The 14,738-nt window shown below is 65.4% G+C and carries 13 protein-coding genes; 10 read left to right on the top strand and 3 right to left on the bottom strand.

The window, feature by feature from the left end:
• Window positions 1–48: 48 nt before the first annotated feature.
• Window positions 49–2,325 (top strand): ATP-binding cassette domain-containing protein, encoded by a 2,277-nt coding sequence (locus tag ACQP2U_RS16255; RefSeq protein WP_433715434.1) that lies wholly within the window; start codon window positions 49–51, stop codon window positions 2,323–2,325.
• Here the strand turns inward: ACQP2U_RS16255 and ACQP2U_RS16250 are convergent.
• Together ACQP2U_RS16250 and ACQP2U_RS16245 are read right to left on the bottom strand one after the other, a co-directional pair.
• Window positions 2,269–3,039 carry a maleylpyruvate isomerase family mycothiol-dependent enzyme gene (locus ACQP2U_RS16250; RefSeq protein ID WP_433715433.1) on the bottom strand — a complete coding sequence of 257 codons (771 nt, stop codon included), beginning with the start codon at window positions 3,037–3,039 and terminating at the stop codon, window positions 2,269–2,271. The genes ACQP2U_RS16255 and ACQP2U_RS16250 overlap by 57 nt on opposite strands.
• A gap of 68 nt (window positions 3,040–3,107) precedes the next feature.
• A complete protein-coding gene (locus ACQP2U_RS16245) occupies window positions 3,108–3,791 on the bottom strand; it encodes a helix-turn-helix domain-containing protein (protein WP_433715432.1) in 684 nt (227 codons plus the stop codon).
• A gap of 150 nt (window positions 3,792–3,941) precedes the next feature.
• On the opposite strand from ACQP2U_RS16245, the gene ACQP2U_RS16240 reads away from it, so the two are divergent.
• The 6 genes from ACQP2U_RS16240 (at window position 3,942) to ACQP2U_RS16215 (ending at window position 10,173) form a co-directional block, all read left to right on the top strand.
• Window positions 3,942–4,127 carry a hypothetical protein gene (locus ACQP2U_RS16240; RefSeq protein WP_433715431.1) on the top strand — a complete coding sequence of 62 codons (186 nt, stop codon included), beginning with the start codon at window positions 3,942–3,944 and terminating at the stop codon, window positions 4,125–4,127.
• Window positions 4,124–4,987: a zinc-binding dehydrogenase gene (locus ACQP2U_RS16235; protein ID WP_433715430.1), complete on the top strand. Its 864-nt coding sequence runs from the start codon at window positions 4,124–4,126 to the stop codon at window positions 4,985–4,987. Before ACQP2U_RS16240 ends, ACQP2U_RS16235 begins: the two co-directional genes overlap by 4 nt.
• Window positions 4,988–5,176: 189 nt before the next feature.
• Window positions 5,177–7,375: a pyruvate, phosphate dikinase gene (locus tag ACQP2U_RS16230; RefSeq protein WP_433715429.1), complete on the top strand. Its 2,199-nt coding sequence runs from the start codon at window positions 5,177–5,179 to the stop codon at window positions 7,373–7,375.
• A gap of 4 nt (window positions 7,376–7,379) precedes the next feature.
• A complete protein-coding gene (locus tag ACQP2U_RS16225) occupies window positions 7,380–8,144 on the top strand; it encodes a tyrosine-protein phosphatase (RefSeq protein ID WP_433715428.1) in 765 nt (254 codons plus the stop codon).
• Between the two features lie 61 nt (window positions 8,145–8,205).
• Window positions 8,206–9,036, top strand: coding sequence for a hypothetical protein (locus ACQP2U_RS16220; RefSeq protein ID WP_433715427.1), 831 nt, complete (start codon window positions 8,206–8,208; stop codon window positions 9,034–9,036).
• A gap of 255 nt (window positions 9,037–9,291) precedes the next feature.
• Window positions 9,292–10,173 (top strand): glycosyl hydrolase family 32, encoded by an 882-nt coding sequence (locus ACQP2U_RS16215; protein ID WP_433715426.1) that lies wholly within the window; start codon window positions 9,292–9,294, stop codon window positions 10,171–10,173.
• On the opposite strand, the gene ACQP2U_RS16210 is transcribed toward ACQP2U_RS16215, so the two are convergent.
• Complete coding sequence (locus tag ACQP2U_RS16210) at window positions 10,151–10,741, bottom strand: TetR family transcriptional regulator (protein ID WP_433715425.1); 591 nt, start codon at window positions 10,739–10,741, stop codon at window positions 10,151–10,153. The two genes, ACQP2U_RS16215 and ACQP2U_RS16210, sit on opposite strands and share 23 nt — an antisense overlap.
• 107 nt (window positions 10,742–10,848) lie before the next feature.
• Between ACQP2U_RS16210 and ACQP2U_RS16205 the strand changes: the two genes are divergently transcribed.
• The 3 genes from ACQP2U_RS16205 (at window position 10,849) to ACQP2U_RS16195 (ending at window position 14,678) form a co-directional block, all read left to right on the top strand.
• A complete protein-coding gene (locus tag ACQP2U_RS16205) occupies window positions 10,849–11,691 on the top strand; it encodes an SDR family NAD(P)-dependent oxidoreductase (protein WP_433715424.1) in 843 nt (280 codons plus the stop codon).
• A 93-nt stretch (window positions 11,692–11,784) separates the two neighbouring features.
• Entirely contained in the window at window positions 11,785–13,197 is a 1,413-nt protein-coding gene (locus tag ACQP2U_RS16200; RefSeq protein WP_433715423.1) for an L-fucose/L-arabinose isomerase family protein, read from the top strand.
• Entirely contained in the window at window positions 13,194–14,678 is a 1,485-nt protein-coding gene (locus ACQP2U_RS16195; protein ID WP_433715422.1) for an FGGY-family carbohydrate kinase, read from the top strand. Before ACQP2U_RS16200 ends, ACQP2U_RS16195 begins: the two co-directional genes overlap by 4 nt.
• Window positions 14,679–14,738: the final 60 nt, after the last annotated feature.

The raw sequence follows: 14,738 nt of genomic DNA, 5'->3' as shown, positions 1-14,738 counted from the left end.
CCCGAATGAGGACCGAATCCGACCTCATTGACACCTACCGTGGCGATTGTGAACGCAGACCGAGACACCATCCAGATCATCGGGGCCCGCGCGAACAACCTGCGCAATATCTCCCTGGCCATCCCCAAAGGCAAGATCGTCGTCTTCACCGGCGTATCCGGGTCGGGCAAATCGTCGGTGGTCTTCGGCACCGTGGCCGTTGAATCGCAGCGTCAGCTCAATGAGACCTTCACCTGGTTCATCCGCAATCGACTGCCCAAGTACGAGCGGCCCGAGGCCGATGTGATCGACAATCTGGCTCCCGCGGTGGTGGTCGACCAGAAGCCCATCGGCGGAAATTCCCGCTCCACGGTCGGCACCATGACCGATATCCAGTCCATCATTCGGGTGTTGTTCTCGCGGTACAGTGAGCCGAGTGCCGGTGAGGCAACGCGTTATTCGTTCAACGACCCGCTGGGCATGTGTCCGGAGTGTGGCGGGCTGGGCCAAGTCGTGCGACCGGATCTGGACAAGCTGCTCGATACCGCGAAAACACTCAACGAGGGTGCCATCAACTTTCCGCCGTTCGCGGTGGGGACATTTCAGTGGCAGATCTACGCGGAGTCCGGCCTCTTCGATCCGGACAAGCCCTTACGTGACTTCACCCCGGATGAGTGGCAGTTGTTCCTGCGCGGCAATGGATTCCGGGTGCCACGTCCGAACAAGACCGGTTCGATGGGCAGCAATGCCTATGAGGGACTGTTGGAGCGCTTCGACCGGCTATACATCAAACGCGACCTCGGTGCGCTGAGCGACAAGATTCGCGCAGCGGCGATGGAGGTGGTATATGCCCGGACCTGTCCCGAATGCGGCGGCGCTCGGTTGAATTCCGCCGCACTGGCGAGCCGGATCAATGGGCTCGGCATCGCCGACTTCGGCCGCATGGAGGTATCCGATCTCATCGAAGTACTCGGCGAGCTCGATAAGACCGCCGCCGCACCGATCGCCGATGCCGCCATTGCCCGGCTGCGCCGGATCGAGGAGGTCGGTCTCGGTTATCTCTCGCTGGATCGCGAGACAGCCACGCTTTCCGGCGGTGAAGCACAGCGACTCAAGGTCGTTCGGCATCTCGGCTCCAGCCTCACCGGGATGACCTACATCTTCGACGAACCCAGCGTCGGCATGCATCCGCGCGATATCGGCCGTTTGAACAAGTTGCTGATCCAGTTGCGCGACAAGGGCAATACGGTGCTGGTGGTCGAACACTCTCCCGACGTCATCGCCGTCGCCGACCACATCGTGGATATGGGACCGGGCGCGGGCGGACACGGCGGTCAGATCGTCTTCCAGGGCACCGTCGACAAGCTGCGCACGTCGGGCACGTCGACCGGTGAGCGGCTACGGCGGGTGCAACCGGTCAAAAGCGCGAGCCGCACACCGACCGGCTGGCTCACAGTCACCGGCGCGGACTCGTACAACCTGAAGAATCTCACCGCACGGTTCCCGACCGGCGTGCTCACCGCGGTCACGGGTGTGGCGGGTTCGGGCAAGAGCACGTTGGTATCCGGCGCGTTCGCGCAGGCCTACCCGCAGGCGATCGCGGTGGACCAGTCCACCATCGCCGCCTCCCGACGCTCGAGCCCCGCCACCTATGTCGGCATCATGGACCCGATGCGGCAGGTGTTCGCCAAGGAGCACGGCGTCAAGCCCGGACTGTTCAGCTTCAATTCCGAGGGTGCGTGCACCGAATGCGGCGGTGCGGGTGTCATTTTCACTGATCTGGCGTATATGGATCCGATCACCGCGGTGTGCCGGAGCTGCCACGGACGCCGCTACCGTCCCGAAGTATTGAGCTATGTCGTGCGCGGTGCATCCATCGCCGATGTGTTGGATATGACCGCGGAGCAGGCTCTCGACTTCTGGAATGGCAATGCGGGCACCAAGATTCGGGCCCCGTTGCGGGCATTGAACGAGGTGGGTCTCGGCTATCTGACGCTCGGTCGCTCGCTGAGTTCACTGTCCGGCGGTGAACGTCAACGCATCAAACTCGCCGACCACCTGCACCGAAGCGGCGGCATCTACGTACTCGACGAGCCGACCACCGGATTGCACATGGCCGATGTCGACGCGCTGATCGCCCTGCTGGATCGGCTGGTCGACGCGGGCAATACGGTCATCGTCATCGAACACGATCTCGAGGTTGTCAAACGGGCCGACTGGGTGATCGATCTCGGACCGGACGGCGGCAAGCACGGTGGCGAAATCGTCTTCACCGGAACACCTTCGGCACTACTCGACGATCAGCGGTCCATTACCGCCGATTATCTGCGACGTAGCGTCGCATGATGCCCGGTCGCGACTCCTCGATGCGACTGCGCCCCCGCGGACGAGATTTCGATACGACAAGCGCATCCAGAGCTTGCCCACACCGGCGCCGGACAAGCGCGGCATGACAACCGAGCGGCCCGTCGTCAGCAACAGCAGGTCGGCGATGCGGCCACATACCTCGTCTCCGGCGCCGACCGCCCAGTCGGCGTCGGTCGCGACCAGCCGAAAGCCCTCGAGCCGATGCTTCGCCCAGAACGGCCACCCCATCGTCCACACCCGGGTGGCCGCCGTCGCCGCGGCTTCGATCGGCAGTTCGAGCCGCCTGCCGGTCGGGATCGCGATGTCCTGACCGTGCACCATGATGTCGAAGAGGATATTGCGATAGTTGGTGACCAGCGGCAACTTTCGCGATGCCGCATGCGCGCGGATCTCCGCGGCGAGGTCATGTTTCGCGTCGGCATACCGAACGGACACATCGTGATTCATCCGATGGAACCGCCCGCGCGCCCGCCACCCTTCGCGAACCATATCCACCGGACCGGGCGGTTGCGGCGCCAATGCGATATGCGCGGCCACATCCCGAATCCGCCAGTTCGCACATAGCGACGGCAGCTCCCACTCATTCGGCACCAGGTCGTCGAGTACATCGGCGACGGCACGTCGCTGCTGCTCGATGACCCGCCACTGCGCATCCCGGCCCATCGCGGCCTCCGTTACTTTAGTCAGCGTCACTGACTATTATAGTCAGATAGGCTGACCAACTCAAGGTCGTGTCGCGTCGCGAGGACGTATTGCTCATGTCATGTCGTGGCGCGACTGGTTCGATACCGGCCCGGGGTGGTGCCGATGATGTTGGTGAACGCGGTGATGAAGCTGCTCGGGTTCGCCCAGCCGCATGCGTGGGCGACGTGGGTCGTGTCGTGGCCGTCCGCGAGCAGGACGAGTGCGTGATAGGTGCGTAGTTGGGTGCGCCATTGATAGAAGGTCATGCCGAGTTCGTTGTGGAATAGTCTGCTGAGCGTGCGCGCGCTGGCTCCGATCTGCTGCCCGAGTTCGGCGAGTGAGCTGTTGTCCGCGGGCTGCTGGTAGAGCAGTCGCGCAATGGCTTGCAACCGATCGTCGCGGGGTTCTGGCAGCTGTAACGGCTGCTCGTGTGCTTCGCGGAGTTCGTCGACCAGGACTCGACGCAGGCGCGCGAGCGCGGCGCGATCGAATTCGCGTGGGCCCGTGAGGGTTAGCAGGATTTCACGGGCGAGGTCGGAGACCATGAACACCGCAGGCCGCTTCGGTGCGAGCCGGGCCAGGGATGCGGGGAGGAACAGGACCCGCATATCGGTATGGCTGTGCGCGCGATGATAGTGCGTGAAACCGGCAGGGGTCCACGCGACTCGATTGGCCGGAACGATCGATGTGCCACGTTCGGTGTGCACCGACAGGACGCCACGGGCCGCGTACACCAGGTGTCCACGCGGATGGGAATGCACCGTGCTCGTTCCACCCGACGGCCAGAGATGGACACCTCCGGAGGGCCAGAGACGTGACGTCGGGCCGGACGGGGGAAGTTGGCGGCCAACGGGCATATGTTGGCATTCTACCGGTAGCCAGCCATACCGCCTCCTGGCCACAGTTAACGCATGCATCATGACCTCCACAGCGCCATCACGGGCGAAGCGATAGTTCCGACAACCTCACTGAGTACGACAATGCGAGCCGCCGTCTGTGTCAGGGCCGGTGGCCCGGAAGTGCTGGAGATTCGTGAGCTTCCGGTATCGGCGCTTCGCGAGGGCTGGAGTCTGGTGCAGGTCAAGGGCGTGGCTTGAACCGATCTGAGCTGCGGACCCGTCAGGGGCATTCCCCGAACGTGCGGTTCCCGCGTGTGCTCGGAATCGAATGTGCGGGAACCGTCGCGGCCTCGACCGATCCCACATTGCCGGAGGGGACGACGGTCGCGGCGGTGATGGGCGAGATGGGCCGAGAGTTCGACGGCGGCTATGCCGAGTATGCGTTGTTGCCGAACTCGCTGCTCATGCCCGTCACGACCACGTTGCCCTGGGATGGGTTGGCCGCGCTACCCGAAACCTACTTGACCGCACAGGGCTCGCTGGACGCGTTGGAGGTGGCGCCGGGTAACAAGGGACGGCTGCTGATCCGCGGCGGGACCTCATCGGTAGGGATGGCCGCCGCGTCGATCGCGTCCGGCTACGGCATCGAGATCGCGGCCACGACTCGGCGACCAGGCAAGATCGACGCATTGACCGCGGCTGGCGTCGACCACCCACTCCTCGACACCGGTGAATCGCTGACGGCACGCGTGCACGCGGTATGGCCCGAGGGCCCGGACTACGTTCTGGACCTTATCGGGACGAGCACGGCGCTGGACTCGTTGCGCCTCGTCCGGCGCGGCGGGACGGTGTGTGTATCGGGCTCGCTCAGCGGCTGGCTGATCCGAGATTTCGAACCGATCGCGATGATCCCTTCCGGCGTCAAGCTCACGGCTTTCCACAGCGACAACTTCAAGGGCAGCGCGGGCACGAGCGTATTGCAGCGTGTCATCGACCAGGTCGAGGCGGGCGTCTATCGACCCAATATCGACCGTGTCTTCAGCCTGGACAACATCGTCGCGGCCCACCGCTACATGGAGAACAACCAAGCCAGCGGGAAGGTTGTCGTGGTGCCCTAGCATCCTGCTGACCGAGACGGCCAGTACACCGATCCTGGGGCGAGGCGGCAGGCTGAAATCGGGCTTCCCGCGGTGTGCGCACTGCGGGGTTGCGCCATTTGCCTGGGCGTTCGGGCTGTACCAGCGACCGGTGAGCCGTCCTTGTCATGCGCTGGTTGCGCGGTGGCTGTCGATGACCGAAGGAGTGTTATGACGATCGGAGTGGAGCCTGTGCGACGACCGGAGGCCGCCTTCGGAAGGGCCGGCGCAGATGGTTCGGTCGTGGTGGAACTCGATGGGGCGTGCGGACTTTCGCGGGAGCGAATCGGGGGGAAGGCGTGGAGCGTTGATCATATGCGGGGGTTGGGATTGCCGGTGCCACCCGCGTTCGTGCTGACGACCGAGGCCTGGGCGGAGTTCGGGGCCAACGGTGGGCTGCTGGATGCGCAGATCTGGGCGGGTGCGCAAGACGGTATCGCCGCGTTGGAGCGCGGGACGGGGCGGGGCTTCGGTGCCACGAACCATCCGTTGCTGGTGTCGGTGCGGTCCGGGGCGGCGGTGAGTATGCCGGGGATGATGGATACCGTTCTGAACCTGGGGATGAACGATTCGGTCGAGGCAGCGCTGACTGCCGAGACTCGAAATCCGGGATATGCCAGCGATACTCGGCGGCGGTTCCGCACCCAGTATCGGGAGATCGTGCTCGGTGACCCGAATGGCATCGTGCCGGAAGATCCGTGGGAGCAGTTGCGTGGCGCGATCACCGCGGTTTTCCGTTCGTGGGATTCCGCGCGGGCCAAGACCTATCGCCGCACCCGGGGTGTTTCCGATGCACTCGGCACGGCGGTCACCGTGCAGGCCATGGTTTTCGGGAATCTCGACGCGCTATCGGGGACCGGCGTGCTGTTCAGCCGGAATCCGAATACCGGTGCGCGTGCGGCCTTCGGCGAATGGTTGGTGGGTGGGCAGGGCGAGGATGTCGTCTCGGGGCGCACCACCCCGCGCCCACTCGACGAACTCGCGGTGGTGCTACCGGAGGTGCACGGCCAATTGCTCACCGCCGCTGAACTGCTCGAACGCGACGGTCGCGATATCCAGGACATCGAGTTCACCGTCGAATCCGGACGCTTATGGCTACTGCAGTCTCGCCCGGCGAAACGTTCGGCGCGTGCGGCGGTTCGCGCCGCCGTCGCCATGGTCGACGAGGGGCTCATCGATGCGGATGAGGCACTGCGCCGGGTCGAGGCCGACCAGGTGCGTGCCGTCCTACGGCCCGCATCGGGCGAAGACACCGGGCTGACCCCGCTGGCCCAGGGCGAATCCGCATGTCCCGGACTCGCCTCCGGCGTTGTGGTCACCGATTCCGACGAAGCCGAAACCCGTTCGGCCGCAGGCGAGCAGGTGATCTTGGCACGTCCGACCACCAGTCCGGACGATCTGCACGGGATGATCGCGGCGCAGGCCATCGTCACCGAACTCGGCGGAGCTACCTCGCATGCCGCGCTGGTCAGCCGGGAGCTGGGCCGGCCGTGCGTAGTCGGCTGCGGCGCCGGGGTTGTCGCGGCATTGGCCGGTCGCATCGTCACGGTCGATGGTGGGGCCGGTACCGTGTGGCCGGGCCGAGTGAGCGGTAAGGCGGTGGATGCCTCGGTAATCGAGGATGTCGAGCGACTCGCACAATGGGCACAGGTCGATTCGGCCGAGCTGCCCGCGTTCCTGTCGAAACGGAACGAAGAACGTTCAGCGGCAACCGGTTTCGACGCAGCGCGGGTTCCGCAAGATGGCAACGGCAACAAGGTCTCCGAACTCGCTGTCCTGCGCCTGATCGGCATCAAGGGTCGAGTCGAGCCGGATGCCATCGCCGCAAGCCTCACAATTTCAGTGACCGAAGCCGCGTCGCACACTGCAGATTTCGTGACGCGCGGGCTATGCGCCAGCACGCCTGTCGGCGTTCGCCTGACCCCGCAGGGCCGCGAACAACTCGCCCAACTTCTCGCACACGAGCGCGCCGATCTCGCCCCCAGCGACCTCGCCGCGGCCTACGATGAATTCTGCGAGTTCAATGCCGAGCTGAAGGCCGTCATCACGGCCTGGCAGATGAAGGACGCGAGCACGGTGAACGATCATTCCGACAACACCTATGACGCAGCGGTTTTGGCGCGCTTGACCACACTGCACCACGGCGTCGCACCCCTCGTCCGACGCATCGGCACCATCGCGCCGCGCCTGGCGCCCTACAGTGGTCGCCTGACCCGCGCCGTGGAGCGGATGAACGGCGGCGACCACAGCTGGGTGGCACGGCCGATCATGGACAGCTATCACACGGTGTGGTTCGAGTTGCACGAGGACCTCATCGGTCTGTGCGGCCTGAACCGCGCCGATGAGGCCGCCGCGGGCCGAGCCCACTAGCGCGATGTTCATCGATAGCGTCCAGCGGCGATGGGTGGAATTCGCCCAGATCGACAATGTCCGCGACCTCGGCGGACTTCCGGTGATCGGCGGCGGCACAACCAGATTCGGCGTCGTCTACCGCTCCAGCACACCCCAGCATCTCACCCGGGACGATCTGGCCCTGCTGACCGGCCCGGTCGGCTTGCGCACACTGATCGACCTGCGCAATCCGGACGAGGTACTACGCGAGGGCTATGGCCTGCTAACCGGCAGCGCGACGGTGCGGATGGTCAATCTTCCGGTGCGCAAGGCGACCGACGTCGTCGCGACCCCCGCGGATCTGGTCCCCGACGGCAGACAATACGACCTGGTCGCGCTCTATCGCGAACTCCTCTCCGGCAGTGGTGAATCCATTGTGTCGGCGGCCCGACTGATCGCCGATGCCGAGCGGCACTCGGTTGTCTTCCATTGCGCCGCAGGCAAAGACCGCACCGGCATCCTCGCGGCCGTGGTGCTGGACGCGGTAGGTGTCCCCGCGGAGGCCATCGCCGCCGATTACGCGCTCACCGGTGAACGCCTGGAACGCATCCGTGAACGCTTGGACGCGCTGCCCTCCTATCACGGGCTGCCACCAGTCCGCACCGGCATCCTCGCGGTCGATCCGGATGTCATCATCCGGTTCCTCGACGAATTGCACCGCGACCAAGGCGGATCGGCCGAATGGCTGCGCACCAATGGACTATCCGGCGCTGAGCTGGCCCAGCTCCGCGCGGTGCTCGTCGGCTAGTCCCCCGCAGTGGCGACTGTTCACCCGGAATTACCGCCGAAGGTCCAGTATGGTCACCAGCGTGCACGACGATGTCGACTACACCAAGCTGGCCAGCCCAGCCGAGAAGAAGAAATTCGCCAAGCAGAACAGCTTGATGTACGGCGGACTGATCGCCATCGGCGTCGTCATCCTCCAGGGCTTCCTCACGGCCTCGCCGCTGGGCACATCCGGCCGGATCTCCATGATCGCCTTCGCGATCTCGCTGCCACTGCTCGCGGTGCTGCTGATGCTCGACGAATGGCAGTCGGGCGAACAAGCGCCGAGCCCGAGCATGACCGATGAGGCGGCCAAGGCCATCGCCTTGCTCAGCTCGCTCGTCGGCGTCGTCGCGGCATTCTGGCATATCGACTGGAGCGCGGGTGTCGCGGTGATCGCGGCCGGAGTGGTCGCGCTCGGCGTCTACGGAACGCATTTCAGCAGTACGAGTTTCAGCCAGGCAGTACTGCGCCGTAACCAGCAGCGGGCGGCCGCGGCCCAGGCGACACCACCCGCGACGGAAACGTCGCCGACCGCACCCCAATCTCCGGCCTCGCAGCCGCCAACGCCCCAACGATTGGCATCTCAGCCGTCGACTCCCCAGTCCCCAGCAGCTCAGTCCACTGCTCCTCGCCCGACTGCGGACCAGCTCGAGTCGCCCCAGACCGCAACACCCGAGCCAACGGCACCTGCACCACCGAATCCCCAGTCAGCAGCTACGGAGCCAACGGCACCGGAGCCGACAGCCCCGGAGGGGGCGACAACCCCGTCCACAACGCACGAGGCGACGACACCCGCGACCACAGCGCACGAGCCGACAACGTCCGAGTCGATCACTCCCGAACCAACGACGGCCGAGCTGAAAAAGCCCTGAACAGCGGCGCCCCAGTCACCATCCACCGGACCAACGGCGCCCGAGTCGACGACGTCGGGTGGGACGACAACCCGTCCACAACGCCGAGGCGACGACATCCGCGTCCACGTCTCCCGAGCCAACTCGGAGCAGCCGACGACACCATCATCCGGATCCTCCGAAAAGACCCAGAAGCGGCCGCCAACCCCGCACCCGCGACATCTCAATGTCTCAGACCTGACCTCAACGAGGTCAGCGCACGTCATCATGAGCCTTATGGCGACGCGCGAGGTAGTGAGAGCAGGCGCGTTCACGAGGATCTACGACCCGGGCGACGGGGAAACGCACCCCTGGTACATCAACGACCACACCATCGTCCGCGATGAATTCAGCCGCTGGCATCTGTTCGGCATCACCCATCCGGAACCGGCAGACCCGTTCCACGAAACGGAATTCGCCCACGCCACCGCACACCGACTCCAGGGACCGTGGACCAAGCGAGCTCCAGCCCTGACCGTCGATCCGGATTACGGCGAAACCCATCTCTGGGCACCGCATGTCATCGGCGTCGATGGCCGCTACTACATGTTCTACGCGGGCGGCGGCCCCGATCGCACCGCCGCCACTATCAACCTCGCCACCTCGACCGATCTGTTCCGCTGGACCCGCGGTCGAGCCGGACCGTTGTTCCGTGACGGCTACGACGCGAGAGATCCGATGGTCCTACGCATCGGCGAAAAATGGGTCATGTACTACTGCGCCACCAGCACACCGAGCGGCGGACACCATGTCGTCGTCTATCGAACCAGCGGCGATCTCCGGCACTGGGGCGACCGCCACATCGCATATACCGACCCCACCATCGGCACCGGAGCGGGCAATACCGAATCACCCTTCGTGGCGCAGCACGGCGGCTGGTGGTATCTGTTCGTCGGTCCGCGCCCGTACTACGTCGGCACCGACGTATTCCGCAGCGACAACCCCTTTCGGTTCCGCATCGGCGACAAGATCGGCCATATCGCCGCCCACGCCGCCGAACTCGTGTGGGACGACGACCGCTGGTGGATCACCAGCGCGGGCTGGGCCCAGGGCGGCGTACACCTCGCACCACTCACCTTCCCCACCCAGCGTTCCGTCACCGCGGACGTTCCCCGCTGAGCGCTCGCACCATACCGGCCACCAGCACCCTGGTCTGCTCGAATGACGCTTCGGATACCGCCGGTGCGTTGACCACCGTGCGCATGACCCCCAGCCCGAGCAGCAGCGCACCGATCAGTTCCGCACGCAAGTCACCGTCCGCACCGCCCAGGCGCGTGGCCATCTCGCGCAGATAACCATCGCAGAGTTGCGCGCGCAACTGGTCGCGCACGACGTCATGACCGGCCGATCGCAGCCCCGCGACCAGGGGATGTTCACCGCCGAATTCGGGCCACTCATCGAACACGACATCGCGCAGAAGGGCATCCGCGATCGAGACAACGGGTCGATGCCGGTCGGCCGCAACGCCTTTCGGAATCTCGATATGCATCGCCTCGGCATAGAGCTTTTCCTTGGAACCGAAATACCGGAACACCAGCGCCGGATCGACGCCCACATCACCGGCGATATCGCGGACTCCGGTGCGGTCGAATCCGGTCGTGGCGAACCGCATCCGGGCGGCATCCAAGAGTGCGGATCGGGTGGCGGCACGGTCGCGCCGACGGCCCGGCGTTGCGGTTTCGGTCATCTAGTCAGCATAAGTCACCAAATGTTGACTTGCGTCTCGCAACCCTCTTAGCCTCGATGTCATCGGCCGATGATTCATCCGAAAACGATTCCAGGAGAAGCGATTCGATGCGCACCTATGTGATAACCGGCGGTACCGACGGCATGGGCAAGGGTCTCGGCCTGCACTTCCTCGGCCGCGGCGACCGTGTGCTCGCGGTGGCCAGCGGCGCGGTGAAGGGCGCCCGATTCCTGCGCGAGGCCGCCGACCTCGGCGCCGCCGACCGGGCCAGCTTCATCCAGGCCGACCTGAGCACGCTCGCGGGAATGCACAAGGTCATCGCGGAAGTCGCGGCGGTCACCGATACCGTCGATGGTGTGGTCTTCGGCGCGCAGAACTTCCGGTCCGAACGTCAGGAGACCGCCGATGGCTTCGAATACACCTTCGCCCTGGCCTACCTGAGCCGCTATGTCATCGGACACGGACTCTTCGACGCACTCGAACGTGCCGAAGCCCCGGTCATCATGAATATCGCGGGTCCGGGCGGACTGCCGGGCACCATCGAATGGGACGATCTACAGCTACGAACCGGATTTCGCGGCATGCGCGCGGCCATGCAGTCCTCGCGCTGCATCGACCTGCTCGGCGTGGCATTCGCGCAACGTCATCCGGGAGCCCGCACACGATATGTGCTGTACAACCCGCTCGTGGTGCGTACCGCCATGGCCGACCCACTACCGACCCCGCACCGCATCCTCACCAAGACGTGGCTCCTGCTCGCCGGTCAACCGGTGCGCAAGGCCATCGTCCCCATCGCCGAACTGATCGACCATCCACCGACCGAACCGGTCGCCGCTTTCCGGCGCCGCACGCGACTCGCCTTGGCGGGCAAGGACTTCGATCCCGAGCGTGCCCGGCGGCTCGACGCGATCACCGCCGAGTTGGTCGACAGCCGGGTCACCGGCGGGTAACGACATCGAACCCGCTCGCCCGAAGCCCACCACCGGCGGCCCCCTTCGGATAGATAATCCTGGAGGGGGCCAGCGCGTTGGGAGGCGGTCGGGATGGCGCGGATCGGGGTCATGAGCGTGTCCGATGGGCGTGATTATGTGCACGCCGGGATCGCCGAGTTCATCGGGTCGGCCGAGGATCGGCTGGTCACCGCATTGCGGGCGGCCGGGCACGAGGTTATCCGCGGCTCGGCCCAGATCAGTACCAACGCACTGGCCGGATCGGTGGCACGTGAAGTGGCGGCCGCCGGTGTCGATCTCACGGTGCTGCATTATGCGGTCTGGGCGTTCCCGCACTTCACCATGCTGGCCGCGGGTGCGACGCCGGGGCCGCTGCTGTTGCTGTCCAATATCGATCCGGTGCAACCCGGCATGGTAGGCATGCTGGCCGCGGGCGGTGCGCTGGACCAGATCGGCCGCGCGCACACTCGATTGTGGGGCGATCCGGCCGATACCGAGTTGATCGAGGCGATCGGTACCCGGGCGAGCGCGGCGGCCGCGGTATCGAGCTTGCGCGGCAGCACTTTCGGGCGCTTCGGCGGACGGCCGATGGGGATGAATACGGCCGTCGCCAATACCGATCAGTGGCAGCGCCTGTTCGGCATCGACGTCGAGGAGATCGACCAGTGGGAGATCGTCCGCCGCGCTGAACAGGCCGACGCCGGTGAGGCTAAGGGTGCGCGAGAGTGGTTGGAGCGCAATACCGCCGGTGTGCACTACGACGGTGTGAAGCTCACTCCAGAATTGCTGGAACGCCAGATTCGCTCATATCTTGCCGTGCGTGAGCTGATCGAGGAATGGCGGCTGGACTTCTCGGGTATCAAGGGCCAGCCCGAGCTCACCCAGTATTTCGCCACCATGGATATCACCGAGGCGTTCCTCAATGACCCCTACGATTGGAACGGCCCCAAACGACCCCATGTGTGTGCGACCGAAGCCGATATGGACGGCGCACTCACCATGCGGCTGCTGCACCAGATCGCCGATACCCCGGTGCTTTTCGCCGATGTCCGGCACTATCACGCGGACCGCGATATCTGGGATCTGTGCAATTCGGGCCAGCACGCCACCTGGTTCGCGGCCCGCAGCGACGAGCCGACTGAGAATCTCGCCAACGTACATCTCTATCCGGAGGTGTTCTTCTTCCCGGCGGGTGGTGCGTCGGTGCATCATCTCGCCGCACCCGGCCGTATGACCCTGGCCCGTCTCACCCGCAAGGGCGGTGACTACCGAATGCAGTTGATGCTTGGCGATTTCGAGACCTATGACCAGGCGACCAACGAGGCGCTGATGAAACAGTCCACTTGGGAATGGCCGCATGCCTTTGCCCGGTTGGACGCACATGCCGACGATTTCCTGTCCCGCTTCGGCGCCAACCATATTCACGCCGTCCCGGGTGACCATCGGGCCACCGTCCGGGCCGCCTGCGATCTGCTCGATATCACTCTCGACGAGTTCACCCGATGACGAGCGCATTTCTCGGTGTCGATATCGGGACCTCCAGCTCCAAGGGAGTGCTGGTCCGGTCGGACGGTACTGTTATCGCTAGATCCGAACGGACGCATGGTGTTTCGTCTCCGCGACCGGGCTGGTTCGAACACGATGCCGAACAGATCTGGTGGGCGGAGTTCCGCGCGATCATCGGCGAACTCCTCGCTGCGGCCGACGGCACGACTCTCGACGCACTCGCGGTATCCGGCATCGGCCCGTGTCTGCTGCCCGCCGATGCCGCCGGAAAACCGCTGCGTCCGGCCATCCTCTACGGCGTCGACACCAGGGCTACCACCGAAATCGCCGAATTGAACCACGAATTCGGTGCCGCAGCGGTACTCCAGCGCGGCGGTTCACCGTTGACCAGCCAAGCCGTCGGCCCGAAGTTGCGCTGGCTGGCCCGGCACGAGCCGCAGATCGCGGCGGGTACCCAGATGCTGTTGATGGCGAGTTCATTTCTCGTGCACCGACTCACCGGGCGCTATGTGCTCGATCATCAATCGGCCAGCCAGTGCGTCCCGATGTACGACCTGCGACACTCCGATTGGGCGTACGACTGGGCCGCAGCGGTTGCTCCGGGTCTGCCGCTGCCCGAATTGGCCTGGCCCACCGAAGTTGTCGGCAAAGTGAGTGCGACGGCCGCCTCGGCGACCGGGCTCCCCGCGGGACTACCGGTCACCACCGGAACCATCGACGCCTGGGCCGAGGCCGCCAGCGTCGGCGTCCGAGCACCCGGCGACGCAATGATCATGTACGGCACAACCATGTTCCTCGTCAACGTGCTGACCGAGCCACGGCCGCATCCCGGCCTCTGGCTCACCTGCGGTGCCTGGCCCGGCACCTATACATCGGCAGCGGGCATGGCAACCTCCGGCGCGGTCACCGATTGGCTGCGCAACATCGTCGGCGGCGACTTCGCCGACCTGGTGGCCGAGGCCGCCGAAGTCCCGGCGGGCAGTCGCGGCCTGCTCGCGCTCCCGTACTTCGCGGGCGAGCGCACGCCACTGTTCGATCCGGATGCCAGGGGCATTATCGCGGGTCTGACCCTCGGACACGGGCGTGCCGAGCTGTACCGCGCGGTGCTGGAGGGCATCGCCTACGGGGTGCGGCACAACCTCGAAGCGATGGCGGGCGGACAGACCCCACGGCTGGTCGCGGTCGGCGGTGGGACGAAGGGCGGGCTGTGGACCCAGATCGTCAGCGATGTGACCGGACTTCCGCAGCAGCTACCGGCCGACACCATCGGCGCCTGCCTCGGTGACGCGCTGCTCGCGGCGGAGACCGTGGGTGTCGATACCGCAGGCTGGAACCCGGTCATCGGAGTGGTGCAGCCCGATGCGGATCGCAGCGCGATCTACGCGTCGTATTACCGCCGCTACCGCGAGTTGTACGAATCCACCCTGGATATTGCGCATTTTCTCGCAGCGGAGCAACACCGATCCGCTCATCTGCAGTAGAGCCGCCGCCTATGCCATGCAGGGCAGTTATCACGAGGACCTCGATGCCGACAATCACCA

This window comes from Nocardia sp. CA-084685, assembly GCF_050955785.1.
Taxonomy (GTDB): Bacteria; Actinomycetota; Actinomycetes; order Mycobacteriales; family Mycobacteriaceae; genus Nocardia.
Note: the sequence above shows the minus strand (reverse complement) of the source record. Positions and strands in the feature narration are given on the sequence as shown.